This is a genomic window from Archangium violaceum, assembly GCF_016859125.1.
GTDB classification, from domain to species: Bacteria; Myxococcota; Myxococcia; order Myxococcales; family Myxococcaceae; genus Archangium; species Archangium violaceum_A.
In genome coordinates this window covers 7,814,448-7,829,688 of record NZ_CP069338.1, presented here as the reverse complement: position 1 = coordinate 7,829,688, position 15,241 = coordinate 7,814,448, and the positions used below count along the sequence as shown (strand labels likewise).

The following is a 15,241-nucleotide window of genomic DNA, read 5'->3' as shown; positions in this document are numbered from 1 at the left end:
CGCCCCCCACCGGGCGGGCTCCTCCGCCCGGTGAAGCTTCACGGTGACAGGACGAGGCCGTCCGACACGCAGGCCTCCACGGCGGCGCGGATGTCGGCCTCGGCCACCCCCGTCGCCGCCGCCACCTGGGCCGGCGTCAGCCCCTCCACCGCCATCTTCAACGCCAGCAGGGAGCGGTCGCTCGCGGCCAGGTACATCGTCACCAGTCGCTCCGGGTGCCGCCACAGCAGCGCCATCTCCTGTCCCGGCTCCGGCCGTCCCCGCCCCTTCGCCCGCACGTACGCGCAGAGTTGGAAGGGGTGCTCCAGGGCCACCAGCGTCGGGTTCACCGTCAGCCGCTCCACCTTCTCCGGCACCGGCTCCATCGACGTGTACACCGCGAAGTCCGCCCACTCGAAGCGCGCCAGCGCGGGCAGGAAGTCCGGCAGGCCACGCCGCTCCGCCTCGTCCGCGAGGAAGCCCGGGAAGCCCTCGCCCAGGTGGTTCATCTCGAAGGGCCGCGAGGGCCTCGACGCCTCGTAGGCCCGCGCCAGCTCCACCCACCCCGCCTCGTCCACGCTCGCGCGCGTCAGCGGGTAGAGCTTCTCCAGCGTGGCCCTGCCGTGGTGGCGCACCATCCGGCCGTAGAGCTCCACGCGCGAGCGCGGCGCGTCCCAGCCCGGGTGCGCCGCGTACAACCGCTCCAACGCGTCCGGGCCCGGCGTGGTGAAGAACTCCGTCATCGAATCGAAGAAGCCGCGCAGCCCCGGTTTCATCGCGTCACCTCCGCCAGCACCGCACGGGCCCGGTCCGCCTCGTCCAACACGGCGTCCAGCGAGGGGATGTCCTGGTCCCACTCGATGAGCGTCGACACCGGCCCCGTGCGCTCCAGCACGTAGCGGTACAGCGACCACACGTCGTCGCAGACCGCCGCCCCGTGCGTGTCGAGGATGACTTCTGGCAGGCGCTCGTGCCCCGCCAGGTGGATCTGCACCACCCGCTCCAGCGGCAGCGCGTCCACGAAGGCCCGCGGATCATACCCGTGGTTGAGCGCGTTCACGTAGACGTTGTTCACGTCCAGCAGCAGGCCGCAGTCCGCCTGCTCCACCACGTGCCTCAGGAAGGTCGCCTCGTCCAGGGTGCCCCCCGGCATGCGCGCGTAGTAGCTCGGGTTCTCCAGCAGGAAGGGCCGGCCCACCCGCTCCTTCACCTCGCGCACCCGCGACACCACGTGCTCCACCGCCTCCTCCGAGAAGGGCAGCGGCAGCAGATCATAGAGGTACGCCCCGCCCAGCCGCGTGTAGCAGAGGTGATCCGAGAAGAAGGGCGCGTCCACCCGCTCCACCAGCGCCTTCAACCGCGAGAGGTAGTCCTCGTCCAGCGGCTCCGGTCCGCCAATGTTCAGCGCCACCCCGTGGGGCAACACCGGCCAGCGCTCGGTGCACGCATCCAGCACGCGCTGGGGTCGGCCTCCGAGCGTGAGGAAGTTCTCGGGGATGATCTCCACCCAATCCAGCGCACGGGAGGTCTCCGGGAGCTGCGCGTAGAACTCGCGCCGCAACCCGACGCCCGCCCCGAGCGGCTTCAATCCATGTCTCCGCGCGTAGCTCACCGGCACGTTGGCACCTCGGAAAAGACACGGGCGGAGGGAAGAGACTCCCCACCGCCCGGAAGAGAACCCCCGATGACCCGGGGGCTATCCATTACTGCGGCTTGGCGGCGCCACAACCGTCCTTGCCGCACGCGTGCTCGCTCCCCTTCTCGGAGGTGGAGGACGCCTTGTCGCCGCCGCACTGGGCCTCGCCGCCCTTCTCCTGGGTGGCAGCCGCGTCGCCCTTGCAGGAGGCCTCACTGCCCTTCTCCTCGGTGGCGGCGGTCGCGGGCTTCGCGGTCGCACAGCCGGTGGCCAGAGCGCCGAGGGAGAGGGTGCCGACGATGGCGGCCATGGTCTTGATGTTCATGGTGTTTCCTTTCACTGCGTGAGGGAGGACTGCACGTGGCGAGGAGCCCCGTCGCGGGAGACGATGGGATCGCGGTCTGACATACGCACTTCGGATTTCGCGGTTACAGCCCCCTCGAGACCCGGAGCCGTCAGGGCCTCACGCACGGGGCTGTCTCGTGCGCTCTCGAGCTCGACTCCGTCTGGTCCGGGCGCCACACCGAGCGCTTCTAACAGAGGCTCCAGCCCGGCAAAAGCGGGCCGGGACAGGTGACGATCCAGTAGCACCTGGAAGAGCGGCTGGCCCGCGACGGCATCCACCGCCGCCCCGAAGGTGTCGAAAGTTGCAGTGGAGCCGGAGCCGGCGAGCCGCTCGAGCACCGTGTCGAGGCTCCGCGTGTTGCCAGTGACACGGCGCAGCTCCACGTCCAGGCGCAGGGCGAAGAGCGCCCCCGTCCAGTACGTGCCCTGGTAGGAAGCGCCGCGGGTGATGACGTCCTCCATCGTCCGCGAGCCCACGGCGGCGCGCCCTCGCGCGAAGCCGGCGAGCAGCTCCGTCCAGGCCCGCTCCGGCGTCTGCCTGCCCGAGCGCGCCCGAGCCAGCTCCGTGTAGTAGGTGGCCAGGCCCTCGGACAACCAGGCGATGCGCGGCACGAAGGTGGGGTGTGCCAGGTGGAGGAGCTCGTGCACCGCCACCCAGTCGCTCGCGAACGCCGCGGGCGCCGCGTCCTGGCCCACCAGCAGGGAGATGCTCGGTGGCGAGCTCCACAGCACCATGCCGAAGGGCGCGGGCTGCCCACGCCCCGGCATCGGGACGAGACGCACGGTGATGCGCGGGTAGGGGAAGGAGCGCCGCACCGTGAGCACCTCGCGCGCGGCCTGGTGGATCCACGCGCAGAGGGCCGCGTCGTCCATGCGCGACATGCGGCCGAGCACCGCCACCTCCACCACCGCTCCCGGAAGCCGCACCGTGCACCGCCGTCCGCCGAAGCCATGGAAGCCCGAGTCCACCAGATCTCCACCCTCCAGCCTGTAGACACCGCTCGCGTCCGGTGTCCACGGAGGCAGCGCGTCCACGCCCTCCACCACCAGCTCCGCGCGCAGCGACGGCGTCACCCTGCGCGGACGCAGCAACCAGGCCCGGCCCGCGACATGCCAGGCATCGCCCTCGCCCATGCCGGTGAAGAAGTCGGAACGTGTCCCTCGCGCTCGCGCGTCCAGTGGGTAGCGGTAGCGCAGCAGGCGCGTGTCCGGCGGGACGAGGACCCGGCCTTCCGAGGAGACGCTCCGCTCGTGGCCCGGGCCCTCCTGGCCGAGGACGCTCACCCGGTCGACTCCGCCGGGTTGGGTGAAGAGGAAGTCCCGCGGCGCATCCTCACGGACCCGGGTGAGCTCCACGTCCAACGCGGCCCCGGGCTCGCGGACGTAGGTGACGCGGTAGCGCAGCGCCGGGGTTTCCCCTGCCGGGTGGAGCACGTGCGTCCGAGCGGGCTGGCAGCCCCACAGCGCCCCCAGCAGGAGGACCCATGCCGAGAGGGACAGCGCCGGCCAGGACGAAGACATCACGCACCTCCTCTTCCACTCCCTGAGCGGGTCGGCGGACTGCCGCGTCCCGGCCCCCATGCCCGCCCCCCCATCCCCGCTCCCCGTTCTCGCGTCGGTAAATAATTCGGGTAAAATTTTGACAGCCCCCTGTTGTACTCTGGTACAGGTCGCGAAATCGCCTACAAGCGCCTGTAAAATCAGCCTCTTAGCTATTTCAAGACAGGCCGGGACGACCACCGGGGCTCCTGTCAGTTTCTTTGCGGACAGGGAAGGTCGTATCCGAAAACGTTTATTGCAAATCGGTAAACGCCTCCGCACAGTGGAAGGGTGTCGGAGAGGCCGGGTACTGAGAAGGAAACTCCCCGTCCAGGACGCGCAGAGATGAACGAGAACGCACTCAACGCGAACGTGGGCCTGAAGCTGCGTGGTCTGCGGCTCGCGCGGAACATCAAGCAGACGGATGCGGCCAAGGATCTGGGAGTCTCCCCGGCGTACTTGAACCTCATCGAGAAGGGCAAGCGGGTGATGCCCTTCCCGCTGCTGTGGAAGGCCCTGCGCTACTTCGACCAGGACCCCGAGCAGTTCATGTCCACGCTCGGCGAGGGCCGGGTGGACGAGGCCCTGGCGAAGCTGCTGGACGAGCCACTGCTCAAGAGCCTCGATATCGATCCCGAGTCGCTGCAGAGCCTGTCGGCGGAGCCGAAGCTGGCGGGCACGGTGGCCGCGCTCTTCAACCTCTACAAGAACACGCGCACGCAGCTGGAGAACGTGCTGGCGCAGCTCAACGCCGAGGAGCGGGCGCGCACGCAGTCGATGCCGGGCAGCTCCGCGGGGCCGGGCCTGCGCTTCGACTACTCGCCCTTCGACGAGGTGAGCGACTTCCTCCAGACGCACCACAACTACTTCCCCGAGCTGGAGGAGCAGGCCGAGGCGCTGCGGCGTGACTTCAAGCTGGGCCGCCTGCTCAACAGCCCGCAGCTGATACCACTGCTGGAGGAGCGCTTCGGCTACCGCGTGCGCTTCGAGTCCGCGGCCAGTGGCTCCTCGGTGGTGCGCCGGTTCGATCCCGAGGCCCAGGAGCTCATCCTCTCGCCGGACCTGACGGAGCAGCCGCTCAAGTTCCAGATCGCCGCGTCCATCGGCCTGCTGGTGCTGGACCGGGAGAAGCTGGTGGAGCGGATCGTGGGCGCGATGCGCACGCGGCACGCGGAGACGCAGCGGCTCATCAAGGTGAACCTGGCCAACTACTTCGCCGGCGCGCTGATGCTGCCCTACGGGGACTTCTTCAAGGAGGTGGAGCGCACGCGCTACGACGTGGAGCTGCTCTCCAACCTCTTCGGCACCACGTACGAGACGGTGGCCCACCGGCTGTGCAACCTGTCGGACCCCAAGCGCAAGGGCCTGCCCTTCCACTTCCTGCGCTCGGACATCGCCGGCAACATCTCCAAGCGCTACAGCGGCACCGGCATCAAGTTCGCCACGGGTGGTGGCTCGTGTGGCAAGTGGGCCGTGCACCTGGCCTTCCTCAACCCGTCGCAGCTCACGCGGCAGTACTCGATGATGCCGGACGGCACCTCGTACTTCTGCTTCGCGAAGGTGCAGCTGCAACCCATCGAGGGCTCCATCGTGCGAGGCACGGCCTACTCCATCGGCCTGGGCACGCACGCGGAGAACGCCAAGTACCTGGCGTACGGGCTGCCCACCACGGATCTGCGCAAGGACGCGGTGCCCAGCGGCATCTCCTGCCGCTTCTGCGAGCGCACCGACTGCAACCAGCGCGCGGCGGCCAGCTACCGCTTCGCCTTCTCCTTCGACGAGTACACCAAGAAGGACTGCTTCTTCTCTCCCCTCCTCGTGCACGAGGCCGGCCGCGGCGGTGACCACCGCGGTGGCCATGGCAATGGCTCCGGCAATGGCCCCGGCGAACACCGGGAGCAACCACGTACGGATTCGCTGGACAAGACGGCGCGGCGCCGCAACAAGGGCGAGGAGCACTGAGCCCCACGAACATGAGCCTCTCCGACACCGAACGCGCCCACATCCTCGAAGCCCTGCAGCACCAGCGCAACGCGCTCGCCACGACGCGCATCACCGGAGAGCCCGGGGAGATCGGCAAGGGGCTCGTGCACCTGGCCGAGCTGCACGGCATGCTCGAGGAGCACGCCGAGAGCCGCCGCCACTACGAGGAGGCGCTGGGCTACTTCCAGACGGCCGGGGACAAGCACGGCCAGGCGCAGGTGTACTTCGGCCTCGGGGTGGCGCGCGCCCACTTCGAGGACCACCGGGGCGCCATCGAGCACATCGCCAAGGCCGCGTTCCTCTTCAACGAGCTGAAGGATCAGGAGAACGAGGCGCTGTGCCGGGCGGCCATCGGCGAGTCGCTGCGCTCGCTGGGCCAGGCCAAGGCCGCCGAGGAGAAGTACCAGGAGGCGCTGCTGCTCTACCGGCAGTCGAAGAACGGGCCGCGGATCGCCCAGCTGCTGCTGGACATCGGCGACATCCGCATGGAGGCGGGCGAGTACGAGGCGGCGCGCAAGCGTTTCGCCGAGGCGCTGCCGCTGCTCGAGAAGGAAGGTGAGCCGGAGCCGCTGGCGCTGTGCCGGCTGCTGCTGGGCGAGGCCGAGGGCCTCCTGGGCAACCACAACTCGGCGCGTCCGTTCCTCCAGGCCGCGGCGGACATGTACGCGGATCTGCACGACCATGTGTACGAGGCGCGGGCCCGGTGGGACCTGAGCATCGCGTACACCTTCGCCCAGGAGTGGAAGGCGGCGCGTGCGGAGATCGAGGCGGTGATTCCCCTCTTCGAGGAGCAGGGGCGCCACGACGATGTGGCCAGGGCGCGGAAGGTCCTGGCGCACTTCGACGCACGCGGGGTGTGAGTCAGGCGTGGAGCCCCGCGCCCACCGCCAGCGCGAGCAGACCCAGCACGCCGGCCGCGTAGAGCGCGTACTTCCACTCACCGCGGATGCCCAGGGTGGTGCCGGCCACCACCAGCCGCACCACGGGCGTCACCAGCAGGGCCGAGGCCGCGCCCTTGCGCAGCACGTCGATGGCCACGTGCACGCTCTCGGACTCGGGCAGGGCCTCCAGCGCCAGCGAGGCGAGGAAGAGCCCTCCGCTGCACATGGCACCGCCCCGGAGGAGCCGGGAAATCCACTGCTCCCCCGCCTCGGCGCGCGCCACCTGCGCGGGGCAGGCGCCACCCGTGGGCGCCTCGGAAGTACCCTGGACAGGAAGTGCCGTCTCCGGGTGAACCGTGTTCTTCAGGTCCAAGGGGACAGCACCCGTCATCACCACGGGACCTTCTCTCGTCATTGTCTCGGCCACAGTCCCTCCCCCCCCTTCCACAGCATCTGGGCCGCCACCAGTAGCAGCACCAGAGCGAACAACCGCCGCAGCACCGCCGTGGGCAGACGCGGCATCAGCCGGCTCCCCACGGACGCGCCCGCGAGCACCCCCACCACCAGCGGCGCCACCAGCGCGAGCTTCACGTGCCCGCGCCAGGCGTAGGCGGCCACGCTCGCCGCCCCCGTCACGCCGATCATGAGGTTGCTGGTGGCGCTGGCCACCTTGAAGGGCACTCGCATGCCGTAGCTCATCAACGGCACCTTGAGTGGACCCCCGCCCACCCCCAGCAGGGCCGACAGGCCCCCGGCCACGAAGGAGCCGGAGATGCCCAGCGGGAAGTTGGTGGGCACGTAATCCTCGACACGCTGCTCCGGCGGCGCGCGCACCAGCAGCATCTGCGCCGACACGTAGAGGGTGAAGAGACCGAAGACGAGCGCCACCCACGCCGGCGCCAGCAGGCCCGCCACCAGTCCCCCGACGATGGCGCCCATCACCGTGGCCAGCTCCAGCGTCAACCCGAGCCGAATGTCACTGAGCCGACGCTCCACGTAGCTGGCCGCCGCGCCGCAGGAGCTGGCCACCACGCACATGAGGCTCGCGGGGACCGCGTCCTCCAGGGGGACCTTGAAGCCCAGTACCAGCATGGGGACCAGGATGACCCCTCCACCTACACCCAGCAGCGCACCGGTCGCACCTGCGAGGACACCGGCTGAAATGAGGAAGAGAAGCGTCATACCCACGAAGAGGATAGGGGTCACCTCGCCGATCGGATAGCGGCATTCCCCTTGACCTCCGGTGCTCGATCGGTCGGCCGCTTCCCACCCGTGTCCCCACTGCTACGCGGCGTATGCCCCGATGGTTCCCTCGGGGAACTCCTCGAGGAAGCGCGCACGCGCGCGCGGAGTGAAGATGCCGCGTGTCATGTACGCCAGCAGACGGCGCAAGACGGCGCGAGTCTGATCCACCGCGGACTCCACCTCGGCGGCGAAGTCGAAGGCGTCGTTGCGGTACAGCTCCTGGAAGCTCAGCTGCGACCAGGCAGGCAAGGCCCGCATCCGCCCCAGGGGGCTGGAGAGGTACAACCCCGCCAGGTAGAGCCCTCGCACCCACCCGTCCACCTCCTGCTTGGTGGGTGCCCGCTGCAACGACTCCTGCGAGGCCAGCCGCACCAGCTCGTAGATGCCGCGGCCGATGCCCTTCACCGGGAAGCCGGCGCTCTTGGTCACCTCGAACTTCGAGCGCAGGCGCGGGCTGCCCACCAGGTCCACTCCGTGCAGCTCGCGCAGGTAGAAGAGCGTCTGCGTCCATTCGATCTTCCGGTGCGCGGCGAGCGCGTGCTCACCCCGGCGCCGGTGGCGCACCACCAGCTTGTCGACTTGCGGATGGAGCGCGCGATCCAGGGACAGGTGGGTGAAATAGCCAGCCAGCAACGCCAATCCCGCCTCGGTGCCCACCAGCGCTCCGGCGGCCACCAACTCCGCCATCTTCAGCCCCATGCCGACGGGCGCACGCTCGTGGTACAGCCGCGCGAACGGGGGCCACTCCCGCCCGGTGTAGCAGGCGTTGATCCCTCTGAGGACACCGTCACACAGGGGGAGATCCGGCAGCGCCGCGCCGAAACGTGCGTAGGCGAGATCCTCGGACAGCGCGCGCACGAAGTCCTCGGGCAGCTCGCCCGGGTTGGCGGCCAGTCGCTCGATGGCCGTGAGATGCAGCAGCAACGAAGGCATGTGCCGGACCTATTCACCAGGGCATGTCATTGCAATGACGGAAAACCCGACCGTTCTTGCCTGAAACATTCGCGGCGCTACAGTCACCAACCCCTATATCCAGGAGCCCGTTTCCCGCATGAACTTCAGTTTCATCTCCGGCGAGGCCGCCCGCGCGAGCGGTGAGCTGCTCGTGATTCCCCTCTTCGAAGGCGAGACCGGGGACAAGCCGCCCGCGCCGCTGGCCGGTGCGAACACCGCGCTGGAAGGACGGCTCGCCGCCGCCGCCGCCCAGGAGGGCTTCAAGGGCAAGGCGGACCAGACCTTCGTGATGCACACGCTGGGCAGGCTCGAGGTGGAGCGCGTGGTGCTGCTGGGCCTGGGCTCGCGCAACAAGTACACCCCCGAGGTGCTGCGTCTGGCGTCCGGCCGCGCCGCGAAGACGGCCCTGCGGCTCAAGGCCCGCACGCTGGTGTTCTCCGTGCCCGAGACGCAGGACGCCGTCACCGCCCTGCGCGCCGTGGTGGAGGGCCTGGAGCTGGGCGCCTACCGCTTCGAGCGCTACAAGTCCTCGGCCCGGGAGGAGAAGAACGCGCCGAAGCCGACCACGGTGCGGCTGGCCCTCCCCGCGGGCCTGGAGAAGACGAAGGAGCACGATCAGGCGGTATCGCTCGCGCAGCGCGTGGCCGAGGCCACCAACTGGGCGAGGGATCTGGTCAACGAGCCCCCCAACGTGGTGAACCCCGAGCGGCTCGCGCGGGCCGCGCAGGACATGGGGCGCGACGGCGGCCTCAAGGTGACCGTGGGGGGCCGCAAGGAGATCGAACGGCTCAAGATGGGGCTGTTCCTCGGCGTGGCGCAGGGCAGCGCGAACGAGCCCAAGCTCATCCACGTCGAGTACACGCCGAAGAACGCCCGGCACGCGAAGAATCCCCCGGTGGCGCTGGTGGGCAAGGCCATCACCTTCGACTCGGGTGGCTTGTCGCTCAAGCCCACCGACTCCATGGTGGACATGAAGACGGACATGGCCGGCTCGGCCGCGGTGCTGGGCGCCATGAGGGTGATCGCCACCCTCAAGCCGCCCTTCCCCGTGCACGCCTTCATTGGTGCCTGCGAGAACATGCCCTCGGGCACGTCCTACCGGCCCAGCGACATCCTCACCTCGCGCGCGGGCAAGACGGTGGAGATCACCAACACGGACGCCGAGGGCCGCCTGGTGCTCGGCGACATCCTCACCTGGGCGACCGAGCACAAGCCCGCGGCGCTCATCGATCTGGCCACGCTCACCGGAGCGTGTGTCGTCGCCCTGGGCAACTACATCGTGGGCGCGTTCGGCGACCATGACGCCACGGTGAACGACGTGCTGGAGGCCGCGCGCGCGGCGGGCGAGGAGATGTGGCGCATGCCCGTCACGGATCTCCAGAAGGACTCGCTGCGCTCGGAGGTGGCGGACATGAAGAACGCCGGCGAGCGCTGGGGCGGAGCCATCAACGCCGCCCTCTTCCTCAAGGAGTTCGTCGGCGACACGCCGTGGGTGCACCTGGACATCGCCGGCCCGTCCGTCAGCCCCAAGGAGCGCGGATACCTGGGCAAGGGCGGCACGGGCGTGGGTGTACGCACGCTCGTGGAATACGTGCGGCGCCGCGCCACCCAGCTCGAGGGGAGCGAGGCCTCCGAGGCCCCCGCGCCCAAGCCGGCGCGCGGTGGCCGCTCGAAGGGCTGAGCACCCGCTCAGGTCTGCTCGGGCGCCACGGGCAGCGGGTGGACGCTCTCGAAGAGGGCGTTCACCGTCTGGGGCACCTCGTCCGGAGCGTTCGCGGGCCAGGTGGCGAGCATCATGAAGACGTGGCCGGCGCTGCCGTCGCGCACCACCACCCGGCCACGCACGTTGTCTCCCACGGCGAAGTCGAAGCCCACGGCGCTGTCGGACATGGACAGCGGCTCCGGATCACTCGTGACGAAGCCGGGCTGGCTGCGCAGGCCCAGCGTCAGCCGCTCGGCGAACTGGATGGGCGAGGCCACCGCCGGAGCCACCTGCAGCACCACCTGGGCGCCGCTGGAGCGGTGACGGAGGACGACGGGGATGGCCAACCCCTCGGGGGTCTGCTCATCCGTCTCGTCCAGCAGCCAGTCCCCGCCGGGCTGGGTGAGCTCGAAGCCGAGGGCCTGGTGCACGTAACGTTGAGGGCCGGACTGCTCCGCGCCCAGGGACTGTTCCCGAGCCACCGCACCGGAGCCTCCCGTCCCCGGGTCGGACGGCTCCCTCACCGCCTGCTTCGCTCCGCTGCATGCCGTGCACAGCGCGACCAGGCCCCACCCCATCAACCGCCTTGCGTCCATGTGTTCTCCCCCGGCCTGATGGCCTTGGGGGCACAAAGTGGGTACGGGGAGTAACCGCGGCCAGGGGGACTGGCGCGGGAGCCGGAGGCAGCTGTCAGGCGGCGGAAACTTCGTCGGCGATGGCGCGCGCGGCGGCCAACGGCTCCGGGGCCGTGTGGATGGGACGGCCCACCACCAGCAGGTCCGCCCCCGCGCGCACCGCGAAGGCAGGCGTCTCCGCCCGGCTCTGGTCTCCCCTCGCCGCGCCCGCGGGGCGGATGCCCGGAGTGCACAGGAAGGGCGTGGGGCCGAGCTCGCGGCGGAAGGCCTCGGCCTCACGGGGCGAGCACACCAGCCCGTCCACGCCGGCCCGCACCGCCAGGCGCGCCAGCCGCAACGCCGCCTCCTCCGGAGCACCGGACAGGCCCACCGAGGCCACGTCCTCGGCGGACATGGAGGTGAGCACCGTCACCGCGAGCACCCGGGGCGCCTCGTGTCCCTTCGAGCGAGCGCCCTCGCGCGCGCCCTTCACGGCGGCCTTCAGCATGGCCTCGCCCCCGGCGGCGTGCACGGTGAGCAGGGACACCCCGAGCGCTCCGGCGCGCGCGGCCGCGAGCTCCACGGTGTTGGGGATGTCGTGCAGCTTCAGGTCGAGGAACACCTTCGCGCCCAGCTTCTGGAAGGCGGCCACGGCGGCCGGGCCGTGCTCGACGAAGAGCGAGAGGCCCACCTTCGCGTAGGCCACGTGGGGAGCCACCTGCTGGTAGAGGCGCACGCCCTCCTCCAGCGGAAGATCCGCGGCGAGCGCGAGCCGGGCCCGCGCCTGGGAAGCATCCGTCACGAGAGTCCCTCCTGGAGATCCCTGTAGCTGCGGTAGAGCCGCTCGGACATCTCGCCCGGCAGCACGTTGCGCGCGGAGAAGAGCGCGTAGGAGACGAAGGCGTCGAGCGCCTCGAGCATCATCGCGCGAGCCAGCGCCTCGTCCCCGCCGGAGACGTTCTGGCGGATGCGCTCCACATCCACCCGTCCGTCCGGGCCGAGCGTCACCCCCTCGTAGGCCGCCTCCAGGCCGGGCTGGGGCGACTCGAGGAAGCCCCGCAGCAGGTCCGGGTTGGCACCGGCCAGGCGGATGGCGGTGTGGATCTGCGCGAGCAACACGTTGAAGCGCTCCTCGGGGCCGAGGGGCGCCACGGGCGGTGGAGGCACCACCATGAAGGTGCCGGAGGCCCGCCTGGGCAGGGGCGGCGTGGAAGCCTTCTGCTGCAGCACGAGCGCGCCGTCCCGCGAGCGCTCCTCCACCCAGGTGAGGAAGGAGAAGAGACTGCCCTCCCAGAGGGAGCGCAGCGCGCCCAGCGTGGTGCCGGTGGCGGCCCTGGCGAAGAGGGCCTCCTCCCCGGGGGGCGGAGGCTCCGAGCCGGCCACCACGGGCGTGTCGTCCGGGAAGTGCTTGCGCAGCCGGGCCACCACCTCGCCGCGTTTGATGCCCTGGAGGACGAGATCCTTGGTGCGCTCCTGCAGCTTGACGGAGTCGCCCTCGGGCGGGCGTCCCTCGAGGAAGAGGAAGCTGCCCTCGGACATCTCGAAGAGGTTGAGCAACACCTCGCGCACCAGGTACGTCATGGCGCTGTAGAGGTTGGCCTCGGAGAGGAACCCCTCGCGGGTGAGCACCGCGCCGATGCGCTGGGTGGGCGTCACCTTGCCGAGCGCGTGGTGGAGCTGCTCCGGGGTGACGAGGCCCAGCTGCACCACCACCGCGCCGATGCGCTCGTGGTGCACGCTGGAGACGGCGAAGATGGGCTGCCCGTCCCGGAAGGTGACGGTGCGCTGCACCATGCCGTGCTGGAAGATGAGCTGACCGCTGCGGATGCCGGAGATGACGTGGCCGAGCACCTCATCCACGGCCAGCGAGCTCAGGCTGCCGGCGAAGAAACCGGTGAGGTGGGCGGGCTCCCGCAACAGCACCATCCCCTCGGGCGAATGGAAGTGCGCCGCGAGGGGACGGTTGGGGGTGAGGCTGGCGGCGAGCGGGCGCTCCAACTCGAGCGTGCCCGGCTCACCGCTCAACCCCAGGCGAGGCGTGGCCTTGGGGCGTGTTGCCACGCGCGAGGCTCCTTACTTCTTGGCCTGCAGCTCGGAGTCGATGACGCTCTTGAACTCGTCGAAGGGCTGCGCGCCGGACAGGAGGATGCCGTTGATGAAGAAGGCCGGGGTGCCATTGACGCCCACCTTCTGACCGTCGGCCATGTCGGCCTTCACGATCTCCGCCTTGGCGCCGGAGTCCAGGCACTTGTCGAACGCCGCGGAGTCCAGGCCCACCTTCTTGGCGTGCTCCTTGAGCTGGGGAACCTCGAGCGCCTTCTGATTGGCGAAGAGCGTGTCGTGGTACTCCCAGAACTTGCCCTGGTCATGGGCGCACAGCGAGGCCTCGGCGGCCTTGGGCGCCTGCTGGTGGAACTCCAGCGGGAACTGGCGGAACACCAGGCGCACCTGGTTGGGGTAGGCCTTGAGGACCTCCTCCACCGTGCCGATGGCGCGGCTGCAGAACGGGCACTGGAAGTCGCTGAACTCCACGATGGTGATGGGCGCGTTCTCCGGACCCTTCGACGGACCCGTGGCGGCCACCTGCTTGCGCTCCACCGGCGGCTTCGGCGGCTCGGGCAGGGTGATCTGCACGTTGGCGTTCTTCTTCAGCTCGTTGAAGTACTCGCGCGCGCGCTCCTGCTTCTTGGAGCCGTTGAGGAAGTCGACGATCTGCGGCTTGACCTGCTCGAAGGTGGTGCCCGGGGGCAGCCGCTCCTTGGCCTCGTCATACAGCTTCTTGATCTCCGCCTCGGGCGGCTGCGGGATCTTGTCGTCGACCTCGGCCTTGATCAGCTGCTCCTCGGTCAGGTTGCGCTTCTTGGCCTCGGCCTGCACGAGCTTCTCCACCACGAAGCCATCGAGACCCTGCTTGCGCAGCTGGAACTTCTGCTTGTCGAGGTTGGCCAGCGGCTCCTTGATGCGCTCGTTGAGCTCACCGAAGGTGATCTTCTGACCGTCGCCGAAGGTGGCCACGACCGTGTCCGCGGAGGGCTCCGCCGTGGTGCCGGCGGTGGCGGTCGGGGTGGCGGCGGTCGCCGGGGCCTTCTCCTTGTTGCAGCCGGAGAAGAGGGAGGCCGCCAGGAGAGCGGCCATGAGGGTGGAGGTAGAGCGCATGTGCATGGGTATTTGGGGTCCTTAGTCGAGAAAACCCCGGACCCGCAAAGAAATTTCTTCAGGCCACCAGGGGCTTGAGCCCCAGCTCCGGCAGACGCAGCTCCGGCAGATCCAGGTGCTTGCGGGCCGGAACGATTTCGTAACTGGAGGGATCGGCCAGGACGGCCTTCACCAACTTCTGGTTGAGCGCGTGCCCCGTCTTGAAGGCCTTGAGATGGCCGATCACCGGGCGCCCGAACAGGGAGATGTCCCCGATGGCGTCCAGGATCTTGTGGCGCACGAACTCGTCCGGGAAGCGCAGGCCGTCCGGGTTGAGGATGGAGAACTCGTCCACCACGATGGCGTTGTCCAGGGAGCCGCCCCGGGCCAGGCCCATCTTCTTGAGCATCTCCACGTCGCGCAGGAAGCCGAAGGTGCGCGCGCGGGAGATCTCCTTGGCGAAGCACCGATCGGTGAACTCCATCTCGAAGGACTGCTCGGTGATGAGCGGGTGCTTGAAGTCGACGGTGCAGGAGATGCGGAAGCGGTTGCAGGGAGAGAAGCTGGCCTCCTTGTCACCATCCACCACGGAGACCGTCTTCTTGATGACCAGCAGGCGGCGGGGCTCCTCCTGCTCGCGCACGCCCGCCTCGGCGATCAGCGCGGCGAAGGGCGCGGCGCTGCCATCCATGATGGGCACCTCGGGGCCGTCCAGCTCCACGCGCACGTTGTCCAGCCCCATGCCGGCCAGGGCCGACATCAGGTGCTCCACCGTGCCGACCTTGACGCCCTCCTTGCCCAGCGTGGTGGCCAGCGACGTGTCCACCACGAACTCCGTCAGCGCGGGGATGGCCACGGGACGGGCCGTGTCCGTGCGCACGAAGACGATGCCGTGGTTCGCTGGCGCGGGCAGCAGCGACAGGTTCACCGGCGCGCCGGAATGCAGCCCCACGCCCTGGCAACGAACGGGCTGTGAGAGGGTGCGCTGGTTGTAGGACGTGTAAGCCATGGTTCGGTGTCGCCTCTTCGATGCGGGTGCTTCCCTACCCACCCCCGGACCCACCGCCGGGGACAGGCCCGTCAATGTTCTCTACCCATCTGACGCGCCGCGTATCGATGCAAGCCACACGCCAGTAGACCCACCTCTGGGAGGGAGCCCGTCGAGGGTCCCCAGGAGTCCCAAGGGCTGGAATTCACTGGAGTTTTTGACTGGCCTTCCGGGAGCTCC

Annotated in this window: 15 protein-coding genes; 3 read left to right on the top strand and 12 right to left on the bottom strand. The window is 69.6% G+C overall.

Going from position 1 to position 15,241, the window contains the following annotated elements:
- Positions 1–38: 38 nt before the first annotated feature.
- The 4 genes from JQX13_RS33615 to JQX13_RS33600 form a co-directional block, all read right to left on the bottom strand.
- Positions 39–755: a DNA-binding domain-containing protein gene (locus JQX13_RS33615; RefSeq protein ID WP_203403557.1), complete on the bottom strand. Its 717-nt coding sequence runs from the start codon at positions 753–755 to the stop codon at positions 39–41.
- Positions 752–1,597 (bottom strand): MNIO family bufferin maturase, encoded by an 846-nt coding sequence (gene bufB, locus JQX13_RS33610; protein WP_203403556.1) that lies wholly within the window; start codon positions 1,595–1,597, stop codon positions 752–754. The genes JQX13_RS33615 and bufB overlap by 4 nt, the downstream gene beginning before the upstream one ends.
- 85 nt (positions 1,598–1,682) lie before the next feature.
- Positions 1,683–1,940 (bottom strand): hypothetical protein, encoded by a 258-nt coding sequence (locus tag JQX13_RS33605; RefSeq protein WP_203403555.1) that lies wholly within the window; start codon positions 1,938–1,940, stop codon positions 1,683–1,685.
- A gap of 11 nt (positions 1,941–1,951) precedes the next feature.
- Positions 1,952–3,481 carry a hypothetical protein gene (locus JQX13_RS33600; RefSeq protein ID WP_203403554.1) on the bottom strand — a complete coding sequence of 510 codons (1,530 nt, stop codon included), beginning with the start codon at positions 3,479–3,481 and terminating at the stop codon, positions 1,952–1,954.
- 363 nt (positions 3,482–3,844) lie between these two features.
- On the opposite strand from JQX13_RS33600, the gene JQX13_RS33595 reads away from it, so the two are divergent.
- Together JQX13_RS33595 and JQX13_RS33590 are read left to right on the top strand one after the other, a co-directional pair.
- Positions 3,845–5,461 (top strand): helix-turn-helix domain-containing protein, encoded by a 1,617-nt coding sequence (locus JQX13_RS33595; protein WP_203403553.1) that lies wholly within the window; start codon positions 3,845–3,847, stop codon positions 5,459–5,461.
- An 11-nt stretch (positions 5,462–5,472) separates the two neighbouring features.
- Positions 5,473–6,342 carry a tetratricopeptide repeat protein gene (locus JQX13_RS33590; protein ID WP_203403552.1) on the top strand — a complete coding sequence of 290 codons (870 nt, stop codon included), beginning with the start codon at positions 5,473–5,475 and terminating at the stop codon, positions 6,340–6,342.
- A gap of 1 nt (position 6,343) precedes the next feature.
- On the opposite strand, the gene JQX13_RS33585 is transcribed toward JQX13_RS33590, so the two are convergent.
- The 3 genes from JQX13_RS33585 to JQX13_RS33575 form a co-directional block, all read right to left on the bottom strand.
- On the bottom strand, positions 6,344–6,754 hold the full coding sequence (locus JQX13_RS33585; protein WP_239014009.1) for a hypothetical protein: 411 nt from the start codon (positions 6,752–6,754) through the stop codon (positions 6,344–6,346).
- Between the two features lie 20 nt (positions 6,755–6,774).
- Entirely contained in the window at positions 6,775–7,545 is a 771-nt protein-coding gene (locus JQX13_RS33580) for a sulfite exporter TauE/SafE family protein (RefSeq protein ID WP_203412329.1), read from the bottom strand.
- Between the two features lie 102 nt (positions 7,546–7,647).
- The gene (locus tag JQX13_RS33575) at positions 7,648–8,541 is read right to left on the bottom strand and encodes a zinc dependent phospholipase C family protein (protein WP_203403551.1); all 894 of its coding nucleotides are present in this window, start codon (positions 8,539–8,541) and stop codon (positions 7,648–7,650) included.
- Positions 8,542–8,659: 118 nt separating this feature from the next.
- On the opposite strand from JQX13_RS33575, the gene JQX13_RS33570 reads away from it, so the two are divergent.
- Positions 8,660–10,243: a leucyl aminopeptidase gene (locus JQX13_RS33570; protein WP_203403550.1), complete on the top strand. Its 1,584-nt coding sequence runs from the start codon at positions 8,660–8,662 to the stop codon at positions 10,241–10,243.
- Positions 10,244–10,251: 8 nt separating this feature from the next.
- Here JQX13_RS33570 and JQX13_RS33565 read toward each other — a convergent pair whose 3' ends face one another.
- The 5 genes from JQX13_RS33565 to lpxC all read right to left on the bottom strand — a co-directional run bounded on the left by JQX13_RS33565 (position 10,252) and on the right by lpxC (position 15,022).
- The gene (locus tag JQX13_RS33565; RefSeq protein WP_203403549.1) at positions 10,252–10,860 is read right to left on the bottom strand and encodes a hypothetical protein; all 609 of its coding nucleotides are present in this window, start codon (positions 10,858–10,860) and stop codon (positions 10,252–10,254) included.
- Positions 10,861–10,954: 94 nt separating this feature from the next.
- The gene (pyrF, locus tag JQX13_RS33560) at positions 10,955–11,680 is read right to left on the bottom strand and encodes an orotidine-5'-phosphate decarboxylase (protein ID WP_203403548.1); all 726 of its coding nucleotides are present in this window, start codon (positions 11,678–11,680) and stop codon (positions 10,955–10,957) included.
- Positions 11,677–12,939 (bottom strand): DUF4388 domain-containing protein, encoded by a 1,263-nt coding sequence (locus JQX13_RS33555; RefSeq protein ID WP_203403547.1) that lies wholly within the window; start codon positions 12,937–12,939, stop codon positions 11,677–11,679. Before JQX13_RS33555 ends, pyrF begins: the two co-directional genes overlap by 4 nt.
- Positions 12,940–12,951: 12 nt before the next feature.
- The gene (locus JQX13_RS33550) at positions 12,952–14,040 is read right to left on the bottom strand and encodes a thioredoxin domain-containing protein (protein ID WP_203403546.1); all 1,089 of its coding nucleotides are present in this window, start codon (positions 14,038–14,040) and stop codon (positions 12,952–12,954) included.
- A 52-nt stretch (positions 14,041–14,092) separates the two neighbouring features.
- Positions 14,093–15,022, bottom strand: a complete 930-nt coding sequence (lpxC, locus tag JQX13_RS33545) for a UDP-3-O-acyl-N-acetylglucosamine deacetylase (RefSeq protein WP_203403545.1) — start codon at positions 15,020–15,022, stop codon at positions 14,093–14,095.
- Between the last annotated feature and the right edge of the window lie 219 nt (positions 15,023–15,241).

Excerpts from the sequence above, each read along its gene's own strand:
- JQX13_RS33565 (WP_203403549.1), bottom strand. The coding sequence starts at position 10,860 with ATGGACGCAAGGCGGTTGATGGGGTGGGGCCTGGTCGCGCTGTGCACG.
- JQX13_RS33570 (WP_203403550.1), top strand. The coding sequence starts at position 8,660 with ATGAACTTCAGTTTCATCTCCGGCGAGGCCGCCCGCGCGAGCGGTGAG.
- JQX13_RS33585 (WP_239014009.1), bottom strand. The coding sequence starts at position 6,754 with ATGACGGGTGCTGTCCCCTTGGACCTGAAGAACACGGTTCACCCGGAG.
- JQX13_RS33550 (WP_203403546.1), bottom strand. The coding sequence starts at position 14,040 with ATGCACATGCGCTCTACCTCCACCCTCATGGCCGCTCTCCTGGCGGCC.
- JQX13_RS33605 (WP_203403555.1), bottom strand. The coding sequence starts at position 1,940 with ATGAACATCAAGACCATGGCCGCCATCGTCGGCACCCTCTCCCTCGGC.
- lpxC (WP_203403545.1), bottom strand. The coding sequence starts at position 15,022 with ATGGCTTACACGTCCTACAACCAGCGCACCCTCTCACAGCCCGTTCGT.
- JQX13_RS33575 (WP_203403551.1), bottom strand. The coding sequence starts at position 8,541 with ATGCCTTCGTTGCTGCTGCATCTCACGGCCATCGAGCGACTGGCCGCC.
- JQX13_RS33600 (WP_203403554.1), bottom strand. The coding sequence starts at position 3,481 with ATGTCTTCGTCCTGGCCGGCGCTGTCCCTCTCGGCATGGGTCCTCCTG.
- JQX13_RS33580 (WP_203412329.1), bottom strand. The coding sequence starts at position 7,545 with ATGACGCTTCTCTTCCTCATTTCAGCCGGTGTCCTCGCAGGTGCGACC.
- JQX13_RS33595 (WP_203403553.1), top strand. The coding sequence starts at position 3,845 with ATGAACGAGAACGCACTCAACGCGAACGTGGGCCTGAAGCTGCGTGGT.
- JQX13_RS33590 (WP_203403552.1), top strand. The coding sequence starts at position 5,473 with ATGAGCCTCTCCGACACCGAACGCGCCCACATCCTCGAAGCCCTGCAG.
- JQX13_RS33615 (WP_203403557.1), bottom strand. The coding sequence starts at position 755 with ATGAAACCGGGGCTGCGCGGCTTCTTCGATTCGATGACGGAGTTCTTC.